A 20,647-nucleotide genomic window follows, 5' to 3' on the forward strand; every position below is an offset into this window, starting at 1 on the left:
CGTCCGTTATGCGCTCCGAGCAGCGGAAGTTCCCCGGATGGGCCGGAGAGGGTCGGGTCTCCCTTGACCTGAAGCCGGGTTGAGGTCCGAGGCTTGTCGCATGCTGATCGAACTGCTCCGCTGCGAGACGGGTCCGTCGGACCCGCGGGCCCGCCTCGGCCACCGACGGTTGTGGCTGCCGGGCGCGGCGGGCCGGAGGTGACCGGAACGGCGACGCACGCCGCCCCGGTCGCCGACGAGGCCGGGCTCTTCGCGCCCCGGCTGCGCGCGATGACGGTGGGCAGCGTCGCGCTGATCTCGCTGCTCGCCTTCGAGGCGCTGGCGGTGGGCACCGCCATGCCGACCGTCGCCCGCAACCTCGACGGGCTGGCCCTCTACGGGATCGCCTTCGGGGGGCCGTTCGCCGCCGGCGTGCTCGCCATGGTCGCCTCCGGCATCTGGTGCGACTCGCGGGGCCCCCGGGCGCCGATGTGGCACGGGCTCGGCTGGTTCGTGCTGGGGCTGGTGCTCGCCGGTGGCGCCACCACCATGGGCGTCCTGGTCGCCGGCCGGATCGTGCAGGGCCTCGGCTCCGGCCTGCTCTCGGTGGCGCTCTACGTGATCGTCGGGCAGGCGTACCCGGAGGCGCTGCACCGGCGGATCTTTGCGGCGTTCGCCGCCGCGTGGGTCGTACCGTCGCTGGTCGGGCCGGCGCTGGCCGGCCTGATCGTGGAACACCTCGGCTGGCGCTGGGTCTTCCTGGCGGTGCCGGTGGTGGCGGTGCCGGCGGTGCTGCTGATCCACCCCGGCCTGCGGGCGATCGGCGTGCCCCCGGTGACCCGGTTGCCGTCCGGCGCGGCGGCCCGGATCGGCTGGGCCTGCGGGGCGGGGGTGAGCGCCGCACTGTTGCACATCGGGGGGCAGCAGCGCGGCGCTGCCGCCGTCGGGCTGGTGGCCCTGGCGCTGATCGGGCTGCTGGTCTGCGCGCCCCGGCTGCTGCCGGCCGGGTTCCTGCGCGCCGGCCGGGGCCTGCCCACGGTGATCGGGCTGCGCGGTCTCGCCTCGGCCGCGTTCGTGGGCGCGGAGGTGGTGATCCCGCTGATGCTCTCGCGGGAGCGCGGGCTGTCGGCGACCGCCGCCGGCCTGGTCCTGACCACGGGCGCGCTCGCCTGGTCGGCGGGTTCCTGGTTGCAGGGGCGGATGCCGCCGCCGCGCTCCCGGGCCACCCTGCCGAGGGCGGGGCTGACCTGCATCGCCGCCGGTACGGCCGTGGTCACGCTCGCTGTCGCGCCGGCGGTGCCGGTCTGGGTCGGCGTGCTGGGCTGGGCCGGCGCGGGTCTCGGCATGGGGCTGCTCTATCCGTCGTTGTCGGTGCTCACGCTGGAGCTGTCCGCCCCCGGCGAGCAGGGCCGCAACAGCTCCTCGCTGCAACTGGGCGACTCGCTCTTCGCGGCGACCGTGCTGGCGCTCACCGGCGCGGTGCTCGCGGCCGGGGCGGCCCCGGGACCGGCCAGCTACGCCGGCACGCTCGCGGTGGCCTCGGGGCTGGCCCTGCTGGGTGTCGTTCTCGCCGGCCGGGTGGTGCCCGGCGCGTCCGGGATCCGCGCCGGCTGACCGCCCGGCGGGTGCCCGACTCCGGCACGGCCGGCGGCGATGTGCCGATCCGGTCCGGTGGCGGCCGTCGGCCCGGGAGGATGGGCGGGCGATGAACTTCCTGACCATCCTGCCGATGGCCGTGGTGCTGACAGCGGCCGACCTGCTGCGGTGAGCCGTCCTGCTGCGGTGAGCCGTCGCACAGCCGGTCACACGCGTGGGCCGGGCGCCGTCACCACCACTGTCGCGTGGCGGGCGCGCGACGGCCGGAGAGGGAGGGAACCATGCGGGTGCTGGTTACCGGGGCGGGCGGTCGGCTCGGGCGGGTGGTGCTGCCCCGGCTGCGTGCCGAGGGTTGGGACGTGCGGGCGACGAGCCGGCGGGCGCGTACCGGCTCGTGGGTGGTCGCCGACCTGGCCACCGGGGAGGGGGTGGTCGAGGCGGTGGCCGGCGTGGACGCCGTACTGCACCTGGCCTCGGCACCGAACCGGGGGCGGCAGACCCACCGGGTCGACGTGCTCGGCACCCGCCGGCTGGTCGTCGCCGCCGGGCAGGCGGGCGTACGGCACCTGGTCTACGTCTCGATCGTCGGGGTGGACCGGGTGCCGATCCCCTACTACCGGCACAAGCTCGCCGCCGAGCAGGTCGTGGCGGCCGGCACGGTGCCGTGGACGGTGCTGCGGGCGACCCAGTTCCCGGAGTTCCTCGACGGGCTGCTGCGCGGGGCGAGCCGCCTCGGCCCGGTGATCGGCGACCCGGCCGTACTCGCCCAGCCGGTGGATCCCGGCGAGGTCGCGGACCGCCTCGTCCGGCGGCTGACCGCCGGCCCGCTGCACGGCATCGAGGAGTACGGCGGCCCGGAGGTGCTCCGCTTCGACGACGCGGCCCGCGCGTGGACGGCCGCCCGGCGGTCCCGCCGTCCGCTGCTCCCGGTCCGGATACCCGGTGGGATCGGCCGTGCCCTGCGCTCGGGCGGCCTGGTCACCGAGGCGACCCCGAAGGGCGTCCGGACCTGGGCCGACCACCTCGCCGACACGTACGGGGGAACGGGCGCAAGATGAACGGCCTGCGCGTTCACGTCCGGCCTACCGTGACGCCATGTTCGCCATGGTCGCCACCGTCATCCTGTACGTCGCCGGTTTCGTCTTCCTCTACGGCGTGATCCGGCTCGCCATCCGCCACGCCCTGGAGGAGATGGAGGTGCGCCGGGTCCAGGCCGAACGGGCGGAGGAACTGGCCTCCGTCCGGGACCGCGCGCTGCTCCGCGAGAACGGCTTCCTCACCGGCAACTGACCGGCCCGTCCCGACCGGCCCGGGGTTTTCCGTTCGACCGGCCCGTCCCGACCGGCCCATCCCGGCGGTCCGGGAGGGCGGTCCGGGACGGGGCCGGTGCTCCGGGTGGCTAGAAGTCGGCGGCCACTGCCAGGTTGAACTTGTCGACGGCGGCCTTCTTCTCCTCCGGGAGCGCCTCGACGTCGATCCGGTCGGTCTCGCCTCTCCCGTCGTGGGTGTCGACACCCTTGAGGAGGTGGTCGACGATGGAGTTCGCCTCGTCGGTCGTGAAGCCTGCGTCGGTCAGGATGTGCAGCGGAAGTTCACTCATGCCGATCGCCGGTACCCGGCATCGCCCGCTCCCACACGCCGTCGGGACCCGTCTCCGGATCGATAGGGGTGACCCCTGTCGACGACGGTTCCGCCCGCTGCTCAGGTGGTGGAACGCCGGGCCCGGGCGGGTGCGAGGATCGCAGGCGTGATGGGGACGCTGAAGACCGAACCTGCCCGCAGTCGGCTCGACCTGCTCGCTCCGCCGGTCGCCGCCGCCGTCGGGCAGTGGCCCGCCGAGGCGCCGGTGGACGTGGACGACGTGCTGGTGGCGCCGATCGACGCCGAGCTGGCCGACACGGCCGCCTTCTGCGCCGCGTACGAGGTGGGGCTGGACGAGTCGGCCAACTGCGTGGTGGTGGCCGGCAAGCGCGAGGGGGTCGTGCGCTACGCGGCCTGCGTCGTGCTCGCCACCACCCGCGTCGACGTCAACGGGGTGGCCCGCCGCGCGCTCGACGTGCGGAAGGCGAGCTTCGCGCCGATGGCCGAGGCGGTGGAGCTGACCGGCATGGAGTACGGCGGCATCACCCCGATCGGCCTGCCGGAGCAGTGGCCGATCCTGGTCGACGCGCGGGTGATCGCCGCCCCGCACGTGATCATCGGGTCGGGCGTACGGCACAGCAAGATCGCGCTGCCCGGGCCGGCGCTCGGCGCGCTGCCCGGCGCGCGCGTGGTGGAGGGGCTGGCCAGGCCGGCCTGACCGGTGACGGACGTCGATGTCGTTGCACGTGAAACATCACCCATGTCGATGTCCGTCGTCGGGGTCGGCCCCACCGCCGCCGTGGACGGCTCAGTCGGCTTCGGCCTCGCGGCGGTCCACCTCGGCCAGGGCGGCGAGCAGCGTCTCCGGCTCCTGGGCGCCGGTGACCGCGTACCGGCCGGCCAGCACGAAGGTGGGCACGCTGGTCACCCCGATCTGCCGGGCGGTGGCCAGCTCGTCGGAGAGTTCCGCCACCCGCTCGTCGGAGTCGAGGAAGCGGCGCGCCTCGGCCGCGTCCAGGCCCACCTCGGCGGCGAGCGCGGCGAGCGCGTCGCGGGAGCCGACGTCGACGCCGTCGGTGAAGTGGGCGCGGTAGAGCGCGTCGACCGTCTCCGCGGCGCGTCCCCGGTCGGTGGCCCAGGCGACCAGGCGGTGCGCGTCGAAGGTGTTCGCCGCGACCGCGCGGTCGAAGTCGAGCTTCAGGCCGACCTGGGCCCCCACCTCCGTCACCTGACCGAACATCTGCCGGACGCGGTCCGGCCCGCCGAACTTCGCGGCCATCGCGTCGACAAGTGGACGCGGCTCCGGCACCGGCGACGGGTCGAGCTGGAACGGCCGGTAGCGGACGGTCACCTCGCCGTCGTACGACTCCAGGGCCTGCTCCAGCCGACGCTTGCCGATGTAGCACCAGGGGCACACGACGTCGGCGTAGATCTCGATCTCCATGTCGGGTGACAACCCTCCGTCTAGCTGGTCTGTTCCCGGACCTGCCGCTTGAGCCGGGCCAGGATGGCCGTGCCGCCGCGCACCCGTAGCGGGCTGATGGCCTGGGCCAGGCCCATCCGCTGGTAGAGGTCGTCGGGCACGGCGAGCACCTCGTCCGCGCTCGCCCCGGCCAGCCCTTCGGCGAGGATGCCGGCGAACGCGCGCGTGGTGGGCGCCTCCGGCGGGCAGTCGAACAGCGTCTCCACCGTCTTCTCCGGGGTGACCCGGGCGCGCAGGAAGAACGCCGTCTGGCACTCCGGCACCTGCTCCATGCCCTCCCGGTCGGCGGCGTCGGCGGGCAGCGGCGGGATGACGTCGGCGTACTCCAGCAACATCTCCAGCACCACGTCGCGGGGCGCGGCGGCGAACTCGTCGACGATCTCGGAAAGCCTGGCCGGCATGGATGACATGCCCCCGAGGCTACCGCCGCCGACAGGGGACCCCTCCTGCGCCACGGGCGTCAGGAAGGGCCCTTCCGCCCACCTCAGACGGTGGGCGCCTGCTCGCTGATGTCGCTCAGCGCCGAGTGGGGATCGAGCTGCATCGCGAGGTCACCGAGGGAGACGATGCCGACCAGCTTGCGCTCGCTGTCGCAGACCAGCACCCGCCGGATGCCCCGCTCCCGCATCAGGGCCGCCGCCTCCGCCGCGGTCGAGTGCTGCTCGATCATCACCACCTCGCGGGTGATGATCGAGCCGATCGTGGTGGTGGCCGGGTCGCTGCGCTCGGCCACCGCCCGTACGACGATGTCCCGGTCGGTGAGCATGCCGGCGAGGGTGGCGCCGTCGGTGACCACCACGTCGCCGATGTCCGCCTCCTTCATCACCCTGGCCGCCTCGTCCAGGGTGGTCTCGGCCGGCAGGTAGATGACCTGCTTCGTCATCACGTCGCTGACCCGGTAACCGGTCATGAGAGCCTCCAGAACGCATTCAGTCGATCGGACTGCGGTACCCCGTGACACGTTCGCTACACCACGTTCCCGCGCTCCCGGTGTACCTGGTCGACCAGCCGGTCCGCCACCCCGTCGACCGGCAGTTCGACGCGCTCGCCGGACGCCCGGTCGCGTAGCTCGACGTACCCCTCGGCGAGACGGCGGCCGACCACGACGGCGCGCGGGATGCCGATCAGCTCGGCGTCGGTGAACTTCACCCCGGCGGAGACATGCGTCCGGTCGTCGACGAGCACCCGCAGGCCGGCGGCGGCGAGCCGCCCGCCGAGCTCCAGCGCCGCGTCCAGCTGCGGCCCCTTCCCGGCAGCCACCAGGTGTACGTCGCACGGCGCGACCGCCGTCGGCCAGACGAGTCCCCGCTCGTCGTGGTGCTGTTCGGCGATCGCCGCGACCGCGCGGGACACCCCGATCCCGTAGCAGCCCATGGTCGGCCGGACGGGCTTGCCGGCGGGACCGAGCACGTCGACGGCGAAGGCGTCGGTGTAGCGGCGACCGAGCTGGAAGATGTGCCCGATCTCGATGCCCCGCCGCATGGTCAGCTCGCCGGTGCCGCACGCCGGGCAGGGGTCGCCGGGGCGCACCTCGGCGGCCTCGACCGTGCCGTCCGGCTCGAAGTCCCGGCCGCAGACCACGCCCGTCGCGTGCCGGCCCGGCTCGTTCGCGCCGGTCAGCCACGCGCTGCCCGGCACGACCCGGGGATCGGCCAGGTAGCGGATGCCCAGCTTCGCCATCACCTGCGGGCCGATGTAGCCACGGACCAGCTCGGGTCGGGCGTCCCAGCCGTCGAAGACGTCCACGGTGGCCGGGGCGACCGCCGCGCCGAGCCGCTTCAGGTCGACCTCGCGGTCGCCGGGCAGCCCCACCACCAGCAGCTCGGTCTCCTGCACGCCGGGACGGCGCAGGGCGAGCACCACGTTCTTCAGGGTGTCGGCGGCGGTCCAGTCGTCCCGACCGCCCAGACGGCGGGCGTTGGCCAGCTCGACCAGGCTGGCGATGGTCGGGGTCTCGGGGGTGTCGTGCACCTCGGCTGGCGGCTGGGCGTCCGGGTCGCCGGCCGGCGGGGCGGGCGTGGTCACCGCCTCCGTGTTGGCGGCGTAGTCGCAGGCGGTGCAGCCGACGAAGGTGTCCTCGCCGACGGGCGTCGCCGCCAGGAACTCCTCCGACGCCGAACCGCCCATCGCCCCGGAGGTGGCGCGCACGATCGTGTGTTCCAGCCCGAGCCGGTCGAAGATCCGTCGGTACGCGCCGCGGTGCCGCTCGTACGCCGCCGCGAGGCCCGCCTCGTCGAGGTCGAACGAGTAGGCGTCCTTCATCAGGAACTCGCGCCCGCGCAGCAGCCCGGCGCGCGGCCGGGCCTCGTCCCGGAACTTCGTCTGGATCTGGAAGAGCGTCACCGGGAAGTCCCGGTACGAGGTGAACAGGTCCTTGACCAGCAGCGCGGCCAGTTCCTCGTGGGTGGGCGCCAGCAGGTGCTCCGCGCCGCGCCGGTCGGCGAGGGTGAAGATGTCGTCGCCGTACTCCGTCCACCGGCCGCTGGTCCGGTAGGGCTCGGCCGGCAGCAGCGCCGGGAAGTGCACCTCCTGGTCGCCGATCGCCGTCATCTCCTGCCGGACCACCTCGGTGACCCGGTCCAGCACCAGCTTGCCCAGCGGCAGCCAGGTGTAGCCGCCCGGTGCGGCGCGACGGATGTAGCCGGCGCGCAGCAGGAGCCGGTGGCTCGGCACCTCCGCGTCGGCCGGGTCCTCGCGCAGGGTCCGGAGCAGCAGGGTCGACATGCGTAGCAGCATTGGCGCAGCGTACGGGGGCCGGTGGCGGGACGACGATCCATTTCGGGTACGGCGTCAGCCCGGTTCCTGCTCACCGTCCGCCGGCGCGGCGGGCAGCGGTCGTCGGCGGCCTGACCCGGTCGACGCGGCCCGCGCACCCCTCCGACTGTGTCAGCGGGACGGACACGGCGCCGGCGGCCGGGCGGAACGCCTTGTTCCGCCCGGCCGGCTCAGCGGGCGCCGTGACCGGCGAGCGTGACCTGATCCAGCAGGCCGGCGAGCCGTTTGGCCACCGGCGGGGCGTGCAGGTGCAGCCGGGCCACGTTGATGCTGTCCTCGCCGACGACAGCGAGCAGCGCCTGCGAGCTCACCGCGTAGACGCTCAGGTAACCGCCGGCGTTGCGGACGGTGGACTGCTGGAAGTCGCCCTGCCCCAGCCGCAGCCCGACCTGCCGGCCCAGCCCGTACGTGGTGGCGGCGAGCGCCGCCAGGTCGTTCGGGTCGACGTCGGTCTGCAGGTTGTGGGTGATGAGCAGGCCGTCCACGCCGCCGAGGACGCAGCCGTGCACCCCGGGGATCTGGAGGCGCAGCTCCGACAGCTCGTGCCCGATCGCCGGGTACGGCAGCGACGTGTTCCCGGCGAGCGACGGGGGCAACGACCGGGGTGGCGGAAGGGTGCCCGTGCGTGCGGTGCGGCGGGGCAGTGGGGTCTCGGTGTCGTCGATCCCGCTCACAGCTCCAGGCTCTCCTCGATGCTGCGCAGCTGGTGACGTGCCATCGCCAGGTTGGCGCGGCTCTTGCTCACCATCAGGTAGAGGAAGAGCCCCTTGCCGGTGCGGCTGGTCACCGGGCGGATCAGGTGGTACTGGGTGCCGAGCGTGATGAGGATGTCCTCGATCTCGTCGTTCAGGTTGAGCATCTCGATGGTGCGCAGCTTGGCGCGGACGACATCGGTGTTGCCGGCGGCGGCGACGGTCAGGTCGATCTCCCCGGTTCCGCCCGCCACGCCGAGGGTCATCCCACTGTTGTAGTCGACGAGTGCGGCGCCGATCGCGCCGTCGATGCTCATCGCGGTCTTCAGTGCCAGGTCGAGGTTCGACACGCTGCATTCTCCCAGGACGTGCGGGCGGCGTCGCCGTCTGCAGTGCAGAGGGTGACACGGCGGTGACAAGTGTTACAACCTCGTTAAAAAGGCTTGGACGAGGCTCGCACACCGGAGGCCGCAGCGCACCTGCTGGCAACGCCATCCACCTGACCGGACCGTGCCGGTCGGCCGGCAGTCCCCGCAAATAGGACGCTCCGACGGATGGCCGACAGCGCCATCGAACTTTTCAGCTCGGGCGGGGCACGGCCGGTGCATCCTGCCACGATCCCGCCGTCCACGATGACCTCCGCCACGTTTGTTCCTCGGTCCCCCCGCCACCGGCCCTCCTGGTGAAGACTGTCCCGCGTCGGGAAGGACCCTTGCCCCACCGGAAGCGATGACGAGGCGCCCTTCCCTGCCGCATGTCGGAGGGATGATCAGGTGCGCTGGCGCAGTTACGTGGCGGTCGGGGACAGCTTCACCGAGGGCATGGACGACGCGTACCCGGACGGCAGCTACCGGGGCTGGGCGGACCTGGTGGCCACCCGGCTGGCCGCCGGGGCCGGCCCCGACTTCCGGTACGCGAACCTGGCCATCCGGGGCAGGCTCTTCCCCGGCGTGGTGGCCGAGCAGGTGCCCGCCGCGCTCGCCATGAAGCCCGACCTGATCAGCTTCGCGGCCGGCGGCAACGACGTGCTCCGCCGCACCTTCGACCCGGACGCCCTGGTCACCCGCTTCGACGACGTGGTGCGCAGGCTGCGCTCCGGCGGCGCCGACGTGGTCCTCTTCCGGTTCGCCGACGTGATGGCCCGGCTGCCCGGCCAGCGCCTCGTCGCGCCCCGGGTGCAACTGCTCAACCGGGCCGTCGGCGAGACCGCCGAGCGGCACGGCGCCATTCTGGTCGACCTGTACGCCGACGACGCGTACCTCAACCCGATGCTCTGGAGCACCGACCGGCTGCACCTGTCGGAGGCCGGGCACCGGCGGGTCGCCGCGCAGGTGCTCAACGCGCTGGGCGTCGGCTGCGACGAGGAGTGGCTGATGGTGCCGCCCCACCCGGCGCCGACGCCCTGGCTGGCCGCCCGCGCCGCCGACCTGCGCTGGGCCGGGCGGCACCTGGCGCCGTGGATCAAGCGCCGGCTCACCGGCCGCTCCTCCGGCGACACGGTCACCGCCAAGCGCCCGTCGCTCGGCCCGATCACCGACTGAGTCGTGCTCACCCTGCACACCGCGCCGCTGCTGCGGACCGCGCCCGACGCCCCGCCCACCCCGGGGGCCGCCGTCGCGGTCCGGGCCGACCGGATCGTCGCGGTCGGACCGCTGGCCGAGCTGACCGAGGCGTACGCCGGGGCCCGGATCCGCCGCTGGCCCGGCACGCTCGGGCCGGGGCTGGTGCACGACGGGCCGCTGCCGGCCGCCGACACTCCCCGCGAGCGGGTGCACGTGCTGCTGCGCCTCGGGGTGACCGCCGTGCTGGCCGGCCACCTGACCGATCCGGCGCTGCGGGCCGCCGTGGAGCGCAGCGACCTGCTGGTGCTGCCCGCCACCGCACCGCCGGCGCTGGCTCCCGGTGGGCGCGCGGACCTGGCGGTCCTCGCCGCCGACGGCTCCTGCCTGGTGACCGTGGTCGCCGGCCGGATCGCCCACCGCCGCGCCTGACCGTCCGGCGACGCCGTTCCCGATGGTCGGTCACTGGCCCGGGATGCGGCGTACCTTGGGGATCATGTCTGTGCCGAGCGATCCCGATCCCCGACTCCAGTCGTACGCGGACCCGCAGCGGTTGGTCACCACCGAATGGTTGGCCGAGCACCTGGGCGACGAAGGGCTCGTCGTCGTCGAGTGCGACGAGGACGTGCTGCTCTACGACACCGGCCACATCCCGGGCGCCGTGAAGGTGGACTGGCACACCGAGCTGAACGACCAGGTGACCCGGGACTACCTGGACGCCGAGCGCTTCGCCGAGTTGTGCGCCGCGAAGGGCATCGGCCGGGGCGACACGGTCGTCTTCTACGGCGACAACTTCAACTGGTGGGCCGCGTACGCCCTGTGGGTGTTCACGCTCTTCGGCCACCCGGACGTGCGGCTGCTCGACGGCGGCCGGCAGAAGTGGGTCGCCGAGGGCCGCGAGACGACCCGGGACAAGCCGGCCCGGACCCGCGCCGACTATCCGGTGCCGCAGCGCAACGACGCGCCGGTCCGGGCCTACCGCGAGCAGGTGATGGCGCACGTGGCGGCGGGCCGTCCGCTGGTCGACGTCCGGTCGCCGGGCGAGTACACCGGCGAGATGCTGCACATGCCGGACTATCCGCAGGAGGGCGCGCTGCGCGGCGGGCACATCCCGGGCGCGGTCAGCAAGCCGTGGAAGTCCGCCGCCAACGACGACGGCACGTTCAGGTCGGCGGACGAGCTGCGGGCGATCTACGCCGACCAGCTCGGCCTGAGCCCGGACGACGACATCGTGGCCTACTGCCGGATCGGCGAGCGGTCGAGCCACACCTGGTTCGTGCTGCGGCACCTGCTGGGCTACCCGCAGGTGCGCAACTACGACGGCTCGTGGACCGAGTGGGGCAACCTGGTCCGGGCCCCCGTCGTGAAGGGCGACCAGCCCGGCGGCCTGGCGGGCTGACGCGTCGGCCGGTCCCCGCGCGCCCGCCACGGTCGCACGGGGACCGGTCCTGCCGTGGTACGGGACAGGTCAGCCGGCGGAGAGCGACACCGCCCCGAACAGGTTCCGCGTCACGCCCGTGATCTCGCGGGTCTCCGGCCGCCAGCGCAGCAGTCCGCCCGGGTTGTGGCGCAGCAGCACCGCGCCGTCGGAGTCCCAGCCGAGCACCTCGCAGCAGCCCTTCCAGCGGTCCCGGCCAAGGTCGAGCAGGTGGGTCACCACGCGCGTCCGGGCGTTCATCAGCGCGACGCCCTCCAGCCCGCCCATCGTGTCCGTGGTGATCCAGCCGGCGCGAGCCACCCGGTCTCCGCGCTGCCAGCCCCGCCCGTAGAACTCGTCGACCCGGTGACCGGGTGGTAGCGCGCGGAAGTCGACCGCGCCGAAGCCGCGGGACGTCTCGTCGTCGGTCCACCGGATCTCCGTCAGGTTCGGCGGCGTGCCGCCCAGTTCGAGCGGGACGTTCGGCGGGGCCGCCGGGTCGGGCGTGACCGCGTCCCAGGGAGACACGGGCAGTTTCCGGGCGGCGCCGGTGCCACGGTCCAGCTCGTACGTGGTGTCGTCGTCGCCGACGAGCAGCCGGTCGCCGGACCAGAGGACGTGCTCCAGGTAACCCTTGAGCGGGTGGCGGCGTACGGCGGCGGTGGTCAGGTCGACCACGATCACCTCGTCGGTCTGGGCGAAGGCGGCCGTCCGTCCGTCCGGGGAGAGGCTTCCGCTCTTCAGCGGCACCGCCTTGTTGCCCCCGGAGTCGCGGGTCGGGGCGGGGGTGACCACGTCGAGGTCGCGTACGACGCCGTCGTCGCCGAGCACCCGGATCCGGCCGGCGACGCCGGTCCCGGGGTCGATCGGCTGGTGCAGCGCCAGCGCCTTGCGTACCGGGCGGGCCGAGAGCGTCGCGCCGACCGGGTCGCCGAGGCGACCCAGCGGGTGCCCGGGATAGGCCAGGTCGGCCGGGGGCGTCTGCACGGGTACGGGGTGCGGGGTCGGGTTCCGGTCCGGTGTCGCGGTGGTGGCCGATGGTGGCGGCGCGGCGGGGCGCAGGGCCAGTGCCGTACCGCCGGTGAGCAGGGCGACCGCGAGCACGGTGGCGCTGGCGGCACGGCGGGCACGACGTACCCGGCGGGCCCGTTCCCAGCCGGTCGCCGCCGGGTGCGCCGGCCGGACGTCCTCGGCGGCGACGGTGAGCAGCCGGTGCAGTTCCTCTTCCCTCACGGGTTCACCTCCATTCCGGTGACCAGGCCGCCGCCGGGCCGCCCCTCGTCGCGTCCCAGCTCCGGCGCGATCTCCCGGAGCCGGCGCAGCGCCGCGTGGCACTGGCTCTTGACGGTGCCCACGGTGACGCCGAGCGCCTCGGCGGTGGCGGCCTCGGTGAGATCCTCGAAGTAGCGCAGCACCAGCACGGCCCGCTGCCGGGGCGGCAGGTGACCGAGCGCGTCGCGCAGCGCGAGCCGCAGTGCCCCGTCGCCCTCGGTCGTGGCCCGCTCCGGCGGGTACTCGCTCAGCCACTCCCGGCGGCGTCGGCGCCACCAGGAGACGGCGTCGCGGTAGAGGATGGTCCGCACGTACGCGGCCGGGTCGCCGTGCCGCACCGAGGGCCAGCGCAGGGCGAGCTTGAGCAGTGCGTCCTGAAGCAGGTCCTCGGCCTGGTGCCGGTTGCCGCAGACCAGGTAGGCCGCGCGCAGCAGCCGGTGCTGGTGGCACTCGACGAAGGTGACGTAGCCGTCCCGCCCGTCGTCGGTCGTCGGCGGTCCCATCCGCCCTCCCCTCCGGCCGGCCGTCGCGTGTCACAAGACAGACGCACCGGGGCCGGAGAAGGTTGGGTGGCCGTTTGCCGGAATCCGGACGGCGGCGGCGCGACCGACGCGGTACCGACGGTCACGCCCCGGATCCCGCGCTGATGGGCGGCGCCCGGTCAGGCGTCGGGCGCACCGCACAGGTAGCGCTGGACGGTCGGCGCGACCCAGGCGACCAGCTCGGCCGGGTCGGCGTCGACCACCGGGGGCAGCCGGAGCACGTACCGGGTCAGCGCCAGGCCGAGCATCTGGCTGGCGACCAGCCCCGCCCGCCGGGGGGCCTGCGCCGGTTCCGGGACGACCCGGGCCACCGCCGTGGTGAGCTGGTCGGCGAAGATGCCCCGCATCCGCTCGGCGGCGGCGTGGTTGGTGGCGGCCGTACGCAGCAGCGCGGCCATCGTCCCGTCGGTCTCCCACCGGTCGACGAAGTGCCGGACCAGCAGCTCGCCGAGCCGCTCGGGTGGCGTGTCGGCCAGCTCGGGCAGCCGCAGGTCGAACTCGGCCGCCGCCGCGAAGAGTCCCTCCTTGCTGCCGTAGTAGCGCATCACCATCGACGGGTCGATCCGCGCGTCCGCCGCGATGGCCCGGATGGTCGCCCGGTCGTAGCCGTCGGCGGCGAAGCGTTCGCGGGCGGCGCGGAGGATCGCCGCCCGGGTGGCGTCGGAGCGGCGGGTACGGGTCGGCGCGGCGTCGGTCATGCCCACGACCGTATGCCAACGCCTGTTGACACTCCAGTGCCGGGAGAACTACCGTTGCCAACAAGCGTTTGCCAACAGACGTTGGCATTACCTGACGGAGGTCGGCGATGCTGCCCACGAGCACGGACGTCCTGGTGGTGGGTGCCGGCCCGACCGGGCTGACCGCCGCGCTGACCCTCGCCCGGCGCGGGGTCGGCGTGACCGTGGTCGACCGGCTGGACCGGCCGGCGCGGACCTCCCGGGCGGCGGTGGTGCACGCGTACACCCTGGAGACGCTGGACCGGATCGGCGCCGGCGCCCCGCTGGTGGCGCGCGGCCTGCGGTCACCGGGCTTCACGGTCCGCGACCGCGACCGGGCGCTGCTCACCGTGCCGTTCGACACGCTGCCCTCCCGGCACGCCTACGCGCTGATGGTGTCCCAGTCGGTCACGGAGGAGGTGCTCGCCGGGCAGCTCGCCGCGCTCGGCGTCCCGGTGCTGCGCCCGTACGAGATGACCGGGCTGGCCCCCGACGCGGCCGGCGTGGTCGTCAACTTCGCGGGCGGCGCGACGGTCCGGGCCCGCTACCTGGTCGGCGCCGACGGGATGCACAGCACGGTGCGGGAGCGGGCCGGGATCGGCTTCTCCGGCCCGGCCGGCGGCGAGGAGTCGTTCGTCCTCGCCGACGTCCGGCTCGAGAGCGCGCTGCCCCGCGACCGGGTGTCCCTCTTCCTGGCCCGCTCCGGCCCGCTGGTCTGGGCGCCGCTGCCCGACGGGGTGGTCCGGCTGGTCGCGGCCGTGGCGGAGGCTCCGGCCGCGCCCGACCAGGCCCACCTCCAGGCGCTGCTCGACGAGCGCGGGCCGGCCCGCCGCCCCGACCGGGTGACGGAGGTGCTCTGGGGCTCCCGGTTCCGGATCCACCACCGGATCGCCGACACCTTCCGCAACGGGCCGGTGCTGCTCGCCGGCGACGCCGGGCACGTGCACAGCCCCGCGGGCGGGCAGGGAATGAACCTCGGCATCGTGGACGCGGTCGACCTCGGTGACACGCTCGCCGACGTGCTGGCCGGCGCGCCCGACGGGCTGCTCGACGCGTACGCGGCCCGGCGCCGCCCGATGGCCGGGGAGGTGGTGGCCCTCGCCGCCCGGCTGACCCGGCTCGCCACCCTGCCACCGGCCGCCCGGCCGGCCCGGAACCTGCTGTTCCGCCTGCTCGGCGCCGTGCCGCCGGCCCGGCACCGGATCGCGATGCGCCTCTCCGGCCTGCACCACCGCGACGGGACGCGCGGCTGACCTGCCCGGCGGATCGCGCGGCCGGGCCGCCCGGTGGATCAGGCGCGACGGGGCGCGCGGCTAGGCTGCCCCGGTGGGTCAGGTGTGGCGTGACTGGGGTGGCGTGCTGCTCGCCGTGGCCGCCGGGCTGCCCCTGCTGGCCCTCCTCACCGCCGTGCTGGCGCGCCACCGGCGCGACGCCGCGACGGTCGGGGAGTCGTGGCGGCGCAGCGTCGCCGAGGTGGGCGCGGTGGCCGGCACCGTGCCGTGGGTGTGGATGATCCTCACCCCCCGGCCCGCGCCCCGGCAGGTCGACCCGGTGCCGCTGCGCGACCTGGCCGACCTGCTGACCGGGCCGCCGGCGACCGCCGTGGTCCAGGTCGTCGGCAACCTGCTGGTCTTCGCCGCGCTGGGCTTCTTCGCCCCGGTACGCCTGGCTGCACTGGCCGGCGTCGGCCGATTGTTCCTGCTCGGGGCGGCCGGTTCCGTGCTGGTCGAGTCCCTCCAGTACGCGCTCGACCTCGGCCGGGTCTCCTCGGCCGACGACGTGCTGCTCAACGCGACGGGCGCCGCCCTGGCCGGGCTGCTGTCGCGACGCTGGTGGGCCCGGCGGCCGGTGCCGGCGCGGCCGGTCGCAGCGTCCGCCACGCCGCGAGGGTGACCAGCACGAAGACCCCGGCCACCGCCGCCGCCACCGGTCCGACTCCGTACGCCGCGCCGGCCATGCCCGCGAGGGCCGCCCCGACCGGCGCGGTGAGCAGGCCGACCATCCGCTGGGAGGCGCCCACCCGGCCGAGCAGGGCGGGCGGCACGTGGCGCTGCCCGTACGAGGCCCACAGGCCGTTCCACACCGTGGTGCCGGCCGCGAACACGGCCAGCGCCAGCCCGCCGGGCACCGGGTGCCGGGCCAGCGCCAGCCCGGTCAGCGCGACGGCCTGGCCGGCGAGCACGACGCGCAACGCGGGCACCGTGCCGAGCCGGGCGGCCAACCGACCCGCCCCTAGCCCACCGGCGAGCCCGCCGAGGACCGCCCCTGCGGCGAACAGCCCGTACCCGGCCGGAGGCACCCGCAGCACGTCGAGCGCGTAGAGCACCAGCACCGCCATCAGCCCACTGATCGCCAGGTTGCTCCCGGCGGTCGCCACGGTCAGCCGCCACAGCATCGCGTCCCCGCGCACCCAGCGCACCCCCTCGACGCCCTCCCGCCACACCGACCGCCGCCCGGGGTGGGCGTGAGGGCTGGGCGGGACGGGACGGAGGGCGAGGGTCAGCAGGGCGGCGCAGAGGAAGGTGAGGGCGTCCACGGCGAACGGCAGCGGGGCGGCCAGGGCGAAGAGCACGCCGGCGGCCGGGGCGCCGAGGAAGCCGCCCGCCACCGCCGAGCCGGCCTGGAGGCGGCCGTTGGCCCGGGGCAGCGCGGCCGGCGGCACCACGGACGGGAGCATCGCGAACGAGGCGGCGTCGAAGAGGGTGCCGAGCGCGGCGAGCAGGAAGGCCACGGTCACCAGCGCGGCGACGCCGGCCCGGTCGAGGGCGATCGCGAGGGCGAGTGCGCCGATCACGGCGGCGCGCAGGCCGTCCACCACCGCCATCGTCCGGCGGCGGTCCCAGCGGTCCGCGTACACGCCGCCGAGCAGGCCGAACAGCAGCGGCGGGAGCTGCCCGGCCACGGTCACCGCCGCGATCACCCGGGGATCGCGGGTCAGCGTCGCGGCCAGCAGCGCCAGTGCCGGCGTACGCAGGGCGTCCCCGAGACGCGAGGACACGGCGGCGGACCAGAGCAGTCGGTAGTCGCGGCCGAGCGGGGGTGCTGTCATGCCGGCGACCCTCCGGGCTCGACCGGGTCGAGGGTCAAGGGGCCCTGACGCGCCGGTCACCTGCGGCGGACGTGAGCCAACCGACGGGTAGCGGAGGCTCCACGCCGGGCCGGTCGAGGTCTACGCTTGCCCGGTGACGGTCGAGCAGCAGGCACGGGGCAGGGCGAACGGTGCCGCGGGGTCGGCCCGGCGCCGGTCCCGCAAGGACGAGATCCTGGAGATCGCGGTCGGCCTCTTCGCGTCCCGGGGCTACCACGGCGTCTCGATGGACGACATCGGCGCGGCCGCCGGGGTCACCGGCCCGGCGCTCTACCACCACTTCGCGGGCAAGGAGGCCATGCTGGTCGCCGCGCTGATCCCGGTCAGCGAGGAACTGCTGGCCGGCGGCCAGCAGCGGTCCACCGGCCACCCCGACGACCCGCGCGGCGCGCTGGAGTCGCTGATCGACTTCCACGTCGACTTCGCGCTGGCCAACCCGGCGGTGATCGCCCTGCACCTGCACGAGCTGGACCGCCTCCCCGACGAGCCGCGCCGCCGGATCCGCCGGCTCCAGCGGCTCTACGTCGAACAGTGGGTGACGGTGCTGACCGCGCTGCACCCGGGCATGCCCGACGGCGAGGCGCGGGTGCTGGCCCACGCCGCGTTCGGCCTGATGAACTCGACGCCGTTCCTGGGTGGCGAGGTGGACCGGCGCCGCCGGGCCGAGCTGCTCCGCGCCGCCACCCTGGCCGCCCTCCTGGCCGCCCCCGGTTCCTGAACCGGGGGCAACTCGTCAGTAACCTTCCGGCCGTGGTTCCCTAGCACCCGTCCCCACCCCCGGACGCTGGAGGGAAACATGATCGAGTCGCTGCTGGTCGCCAACCGGGGCGAGATCGCCCGCCGGATCATCCGGACCGCCAGGCGGCTCGGCATCCGCGCGATCGCGGTGCACTCGGAGGCCGACGCCGGCCTGCCGTTCGTGACGGAGGCCGACGAGGCGGTGTGCGTGGGCCCGGCCAACCCGGCCCAGAGCTACCGCAACGTCGAGGCCATCCTCGCCGCCGCCAAGTCGACCGGCGCGCAGGCGATCCACCCCGGCTACGGCTTCCTGTCGGAGAACGCCGACTTCGCCCGTACCGTCGAGGCGAGCGGGCTGATCTGGGTCGGGCCCGGCGCGGACGCGATCACCGCGATGGGCGACAAGATCAACGCCCGGAACCTGATGGCGGCGGCCGGGGTGCCGGTCGCGCCCGGCACCACCGACCCGGCGGCCGACCTCGACGCGGCGGTCGTCGCGGCGGCGGAGATCGGCTACCCGGTGATGGTCAAGGCCGCGGCCGGTGGCGGCGGCATGGGCATGGGCGTGGCGACCGACGAGGCCGCGCTGCGCACCGAGTACGACAAGGTGCGCTCCTTCGCCGAGCGGATGTTCGGCGACGGCTCGGTGCTGATCGAGCGGTACTTCCCCCGGGTGCGCCACGTCGAGGTGCAGATCCTCGGCCTGGCCGACGGCCGGGTGGTGGCCCTCGGCGAGCGGGAGTGCTCGGTGCAGCGGCGCAACCAGAAGCTGGTCGAGGAGTCGCCGTCGCCGGCGGTCTCCCCGGAGCTGCGCGAGCGCATCCTGGCCGCCGCCGTGCGCGCCGGCGAGGCGGTGGGCTACCGCAACGCGGGCACGGTCGAGTGCCTGCTGGTCCCGCGCCAGCGGGACGCCAGCGGTGACGGCCCGGCTTCCGAAGAGTTCTACTTCCTGGAGATGAACACGCGGCTTCAGGTGGAGCACCCGGTCACCGAGCTGGTCTACGGCGTCGACCTGGTCGAGGAGCAGCTGCGGGTGGCCGCCGGCCTGGCGCCCACCTTCGACCCGGACGCGCTCGCCCCGCGCGGGCACGCCATCGAGCTGCGGATCAACGCCGAGGACCCGAAGCGCTTCCTGCCCGGCCCCGGCGTGATCAAGACCTGGGTGGAGCCGACCGGCGAGGGCGTCCGGGTGGACTCGGGCTACGTCGAGGGCAACACCGTCACCCCGTTCTACGACAGCCTGATGGCCAAGCTCATCGTCAACGGCGCCACCCGCGCCGAGGCGATCGAGCGCGCGAGGACGGCGGTGGCCGCCTTCGAGCTGGCCGGCCCGAAGAACAACCTCCCCTTCTTCGCCGAACTCCTGGAGAACGAGGAATTCCTCTCCGGCGACTACGACACGGCCATCGTCACCCGGATGCGCTGACCCCCACCCTGCCCCCCCACCCACCACCCCCCACCCTGCCCCGGTCCGCCCGGATCCCGCCCCGTTGATCATGAAGTTGTTGCCCTCGGCCGCGGCGTGTCGTGGCGACAACTTCATGATCAACGGGGGTGGGGCGGTGGAGGGGGTGGGAGGCTGGAGGGGACAGAACAGCTCTGCGTCACAGTGAGGTGACCCCTTATGGCGGAAATGCCGAACTCCGTGTCGATCCGGGAGGTCGGGCCGCGCGACGGGCTCCAGAACGAGGAGCCGATCCCGACCGAGGCCAAGGTGCGGCTGCTCGACGCCCTCTCCGGCACCGGCGTGCAGCGGATCGAGGCCGTCTCGTTCGTGCACCCGAAGGCGATCCCGCAGATGGCCGACGCCGACGAGGTGTGGCAGCGGGCCGCGAAGGCCGAGGGCGTGCGCTACTCGGCGCTGGTGCCGAACACCCGGGGCGCGCAGCGGGCCCTGGCCGCCGGCTTCACCGAGATCGAGGTGGTGGTCTCGGCCAGCGACACGCACAACCGGCGCAACGTCAACCGCTCCACGGAGGAGTCGCTGGACGACATCGCCGAGCTGATCGACCTGCTGCACGGCGCCGGCGCGCAGGCCGAGGTGATCGTGGCGACCAGCTTCGGCTGCCCGTACGAGGGGGACACCGATCCGACCCGGGTGGCCGCCATCGTGGACCGGGTGGTCCGCGACGGCGCCGACCGGGTGGCCTTCGGCGACACCACCGGCATGGGTACGCCCCGACGGGTCCGCGAGCTGCTGACGGCGGTACGCGACCGCAACGCGCACGTCCCCGTGCTGCTGCACTTCCACAACACCCGGGGCACCGCGCTGGCCAACATGCTCACCGCGCTGGAGCTGGGCGTGACCGAGTTCGACGCCAGCGTCGGCGGCCTCGGCGGCTGCCCGTACGCGCCGGGGGCCAGCGGCAACCTGGCCACCGAGGAGGCGGTGCACATGCTGCACGACATGGGCGTCGACACCGGCATCGACCTGGACGCCCTGGTCGAGGTGGCCGAGCTGGCCGAGGAGCTGGTCGGCAAGCGGCTCCCGTCGGGGGTGCTCCGCGCCGGGCCGCGTACCCGGCTGACGCCGCTGCTGGGCTGACCACACGCGGGAGGGGCCGGCACGACGCCGGCCCCTCCGTCATGCCCGGTCGGTCAGCCCACAGTGGTGAGCATGCTCGGCCAGCTGTCCTGGAAGATCTGCGACCCGGCGCGGTTGGTGCTGAGGGTGCCGGCGAAGAGGTTGGTGACCCGGTTCGCCTCGGTGGTGCTCGGGTACGGGTTGGTGCAGCTGGTGCCGGCGCTGCCGCCGGACATCAGCAGCGCGCAGTTGCCGTTGTAGTTGTCGGGCAGACCGAGGATGTGCCCGATCTCGTGGGTCATGATCCGCAGCGGGCTGTACTGCTGGGCCTGCTGGGTGTCGATGTAGACCCGCCCGTTGCCGAGGCTGGTCCGGACGGCGTACGAGCCGCCGCCGGTGATCTGGTAGATCCGCAGGTTGGAGCCGCAGTTCGCCGTGAGCGTCAGGTTCGACGTGGCGTTGTTCCAGATCGAGGCGGCCTGGTTGGCGGTGCCGGCGAAGCTCCCCGCCTGGCTGGTGTTGTAGCAGATGGTCATGGCGGCGGAGGCGGGTGACGGGTTGGCGACCGTGACGCCGAGGGTGGCCAGTGCCGTCGCGACGAACGCGACCGCGAGCCGGTTGAGCCGTGAGGTCATCGTTGACTCCAATCCGGGAGGAGGGGTGTCAGGAGCGTAGCCCTATAAAT

Annotated in this window: 24 protein-coding genes; 12 read left to right on the plus strand and 12 right to left on the minus strand. The window is 74.4% G+C overall.

The window, feature by feature from the left end; translation table 11 throughout:
* Positions 1 to 198 precede the first annotated feature (198 nt).
* From ABZ573_RS16450 to ABZ573_RS16460, 3 genes are all read left to right on the plus strand, one after another.
* Positions 199 to 1,593, plus strand: coding sequence for an MFS transporter (locus ABZ573_RS16450; protein ID WP_327030050.1), 1,395 nt, complete (start codon positions 199 to 201; stop codon positions 1,591 to 1,593).
* Between the two features lie 263 nt (positions 1,594 to 1,856).
* Entirely contained in the window at positions 1,857 to 2,633 is a 777-nt protein-coding gene (locus ABZ573_RS16455; RefSeq protein WP_327030051.1) for an NAD(P)H-binding protein, read from the plus strand.
* Between the two features lie 37 nt (positions 2,634 to 2,670).
* Positions 2,671 to 2,865, plus strand: a complete 195-nt coding sequence (locus ABZ573_RS16460) for a hypothetical protein (protein ID WP_132235413.1) — start codon at positions 2,671 to 2,673, stop codon at positions 2,863 to 2,865.
* Positions 2,866 to 2,974: 109 nt separating this feature from the next.
* Here ABZ573_RS16460 and ABZ573_RS16465 read toward each other — a convergent pair whose 3' ends face one another.
* Positions 2,975 to 3,175 (minus strand): hypothetical protein, encoded by a 201-nt coding sequence (locus tag ABZ573_RS16465; protein WP_358118828.1) that lies wholly within the window; start codon positions 3,173 to 3,175, stop codon positions 2,975 to 2,977.
* Positions 3,176 to 3,325: 150 nt separating this feature from the next.
* Here ABZ573_RS16465 and ABZ573_RS16470 point away from each other — a divergent pair, with 150 nt between their 5' ends.
* Positions 3,326 to 3,874, plus strand: a complete 549-nt coding sequence (locus ABZ573_RS16470) for a YbaK/EbsC family protein (RefSeq protein WP_151452791.1) — start codon at positions 3,326 to 3,328, stop codon at positions 3,872 to 3,874.
* A gap of 90 nt (positions 3,875 to 3,964) precedes the next feature.
* Here ABZ573_RS16470 and ABZ573_RS16475 read toward each other — a convergent pair whose 3' ends face one another.
* The 6 genes from ABZ573_RS16475 to ABZ573_RS16500 all read right to left on the minus strand — a co-directional run bounded on the left by ABZ573_RS16475 (position 3,965) and on the right by ABZ573_RS16500 (position 8,456).
* Positions 3,965 to 4,600: a DsbA family oxidoreductase gene (locus ABZ573_RS16475; RefSeq protein ID WP_151452775.1), complete on the minus strand. Its 636-nt coding sequence runs from the start codon at positions 4,598 to 4,600 to the stop codon at positions 3,965 to 3,967.
* Between the two features lie 20 nt (positions 4,601 to 4,620).
* On the minus strand, positions 4,621 to 5,049 hold the full coding sequence (locus ABZ573_RS16480) for a SufE family protein (protein ID WP_327030052.1): 429 nt from the start codon (positions 5,047 to 5,049) through the stop codon (positions 4,621 to 4,623).
* Positions 5,050 to 5,123: 74 nt separating this feature from the next.
* A complete protein-coding gene (locus ABZ573_RS16485; protein ID WP_132235410.1) occupies positions 5,124 to 5,549 on the minus strand; it encodes a CBS domain-containing protein in 426 nt (141 codons plus the stop codon).
* Between the two features lie 56 nt (positions 5,550 to 5,605).
* Positions 5,606 to 7,375, minus strand: coding sequence for a proline--tRNA ligase (locus ABZ573_RS16490; RefSeq protein WP_358118830.1), 1,770 nt, complete (start codon positions 7,373 to 7,375; stop codon positions 5,606 to 5,608).
* A gap of 209 nt (positions 7,376 to 7,584) precedes the next feature.
* Entirely contained in the window at positions 7,585 to 8,088 is a 504-nt protein-coding gene (locus ABZ573_RS16495; RefSeq protein ID WP_151452778.1) for a roadblock/LC7 domain-containing protein, read from the minus strand.
* A complete protein-coding gene (locus ABZ573_RS16500) occupies positions 8,085 to 8,456 on the minus strand; it encodes a hypothetical protein (RefSeq protein ID WP_151452779.1) in 372 nt (123 codons plus the stop codon). Before ABZ573_RS16500 ends, ABZ573_RS16495 begins: the two co-directional genes overlap by 4 nt.
* A 423-nt stretch (positions 8,457 to 8,879) precedes the next feature.
* On the opposite strand from ABZ573_RS16500, the gene ABZ573_RS16505 reads away from it, so the two are divergent.
* The 3 genes from ABZ573_RS16505 to ABZ573_RS16515 all read left to right on the plus strand — a co-directional run bounded on the left by ABZ573_RS16505 (position 8,880) and on the right by ABZ573_RS16515 (position 11,064).
* Complete coding sequence (locus ABZ573_RS16505; protein WP_151452780.1) at positions 8,880 to 9,647, plus strand: SGNH/GDSL hydrolase family protein; 768 nt, start codon at positions 8,880 to 8,882, stop codon at positions 9,645 to 9,647.
* A gap of 3 nt (positions 9,648 to 9,650) precedes the next feature.
* Entirely contained in the window at positions 9,651 to 10,097 is a 447-nt protein-coding gene (locus ABZ573_RS16510; RefSeq protein WP_358118833.1) for a hypothetical protein, read from the plus strand.
* A 64-nt stretch (positions 10,098 to 10,161) separates the two neighbouring features.
* Positions 10,162 to 11,064, plus strand: coding sequence for a sulfurtransferase (locus ABZ573_RS16515; RefSeq protein WP_151452782.1), 903 nt, complete (start codon positions 10,162 to 10,164; stop codon positions 11,062 to 11,064).
* 69 nt (positions 11,065 to 11,133) lie between these two features.
* On the opposite strand, the gene ABZ573_RS16520 is transcribed toward ABZ573_RS16515, so the two are convergent.
* The 3 genes from ABZ573_RS16520 to ABZ573_RS16530 all read right to left on the minus strand — a co-directional run bounded on the left by ABZ573_RS16520 (position 11,134) and on the right by ABZ573_RS16530 (position 13,594).
* Positions 11,134 to 12,315 carry a hypothetical protein gene (locus ABZ573_RS16520; protein WP_358118836.1) on the minus strand — a complete coding sequence of 394 codons (1,182 nt, stop codon included), beginning with the start codon at positions 12,313 to 12,315 and terminating at the stop codon, positions 11,134 to 11,136.
* Positions 12,312 to 12,857, minus strand: coding sequence for a SigE family RNA polymerase sigma factor (locus tag ABZ573_RS16525; protein WP_151452784.1), 546 nt, complete (start codon positions 12,855 to 12,857; stop codon positions 12,312 to 12,314). Before ABZ573_RS16525 ends, ABZ573_RS16520 begins: the two co-directional genes overlap by 4 nt.
* 158 nt (positions 12,858 to 13,015) lie before the next feature.
* Positions 13,016 to 13,594 carry a TetR family transcriptional regulator gene (locus ABZ573_RS16530; RefSeq protein ID WP_327030056.1) on the minus strand — a complete coding sequence of 193 codons (579 nt, stop codon included), beginning with the start codon at positions 13,592 to 13,594 and terminating at the stop codon, positions 13,016 to 13,018.
* Positions 13,595 to 13,701: 107 nt separating this feature from the next.
* On the opposite strand from ABZ573_RS16530, the gene ABZ573_RS16535 reads away from it, so the two are divergent.
* Both ABZ573_RS16535 and ABZ573_RS16540 read left to right on the plus strand, forming a co-directional pair.
* Positions 13,702 to 14,865: an FAD-dependent oxidoreductase gene (locus ABZ573_RS16535; protein WP_358118838.1), complete on the plus strand. Its 1,164-nt coding sequence runs from the start codon at positions 13,702 to 13,704 to the stop codon at positions 14,863 to 14,865.
* Positions 14,866 to 14,938: 73 nt separating this feature from the next.
* Positions 14,939 to 15,505, plus strand: coding sequence for a VanZ family protein (locus ABZ573_RS16540; RefSeq protein WP_358118840.1), 567 nt, complete (start codon positions 14,939 to 14,941; stop codon positions 15,503 to 15,505).
* Here ABZ573_RS16540 and ABZ573_RS16545 read toward each other — a convergent pair.
* Complete coding sequence (locus ABZ573_RS16545; protein ID WP_358118842.1) at positions 15,399 to 16,661, minus strand: MFS transporter; 1,263 nt, start codon at positions 16,659 to 16,661, stop codon at positions 15,399 to 15,401. The two genes, ABZ573_RS16540 and ABZ573_RS16545, sit on opposite strands and share 107 nt — an antisense overlap.
* 133 nt (positions 16,662 to 16,794) lie before the next feature.
* Between ABZ573_RS16545 and ABZ573_RS16550 the strand changes: the two genes are divergently transcribed.
* The 3 genes from ABZ573_RS16550 (at position 16,795) to ABZ573_RS16560 (ending at position 19,983) form a co-directional block, all read left to right on the plus strand.
* Positions 16,795 to 17,418 (plus strand): TetR/AcrR family transcriptional regulator, encoded by a 624-nt coding sequence (locus ABZ573_RS16550; RefSeq protein ID WP_358118844.1) that lies wholly within the window; start codon positions 16,795 to 16,797, stop codon positions 17,416 to 17,418.
* Positions 17,419 to 17,496: 78 nt separating this feature from the next.
* Entirely contained in the window at positions 17,497 to 18,864 is a 1,368-nt protein-coding gene (locus ABZ573_RS16555; RefSeq protein WP_358118846.1) for a biotin carboxylase N-terminal domain-containing protein, read from the plus strand.
* 207 nt (positions 18,865 to 19,071) lie between these two features.
* Positions 19,072 to 19,983, plus strand: a complete 912-nt coding sequence (locus tag ABZ573_RS16560) for a hydroxymethylglutaryl-CoA lyase (RefSeq protein ID WP_358118944.1) — start codon at positions 19,072 to 19,074, stop codon at positions 19,981 to 19,983.
* A 53-nt stretch (positions 19,984 to 20,036) separates the two neighbouring features.
* Here the strand turns inward: ABZ573_RS16560 and ABZ573_RS16565 are convergent, their stop codons facing one another.
* On the minus strand, positions 20,037 to 20,597 hold the full coding sequence (locus ABZ573_RS16565; protein ID WP_151455979.1) for a snapalysin family zinc-dependent metalloprotease: 561 nt from the start codon (positions 20,595 to 20,597) through the stop codon (positions 20,037 to 20,039).
* Between the last annotated feature and the right edge of the window lie 50 nt (positions 20,598 to 20,647).

The sequence above is a fragment of the Micromonospora sp. NPDC007220 genome (genome assembly GCF_040634035.1).
Lineage (GTDB): Bacteria > Actinomycetota > Actinomycetes > Mycobacteriales > Micromonosporaceae > Micromonospora > Micromonospora reichwaldensis.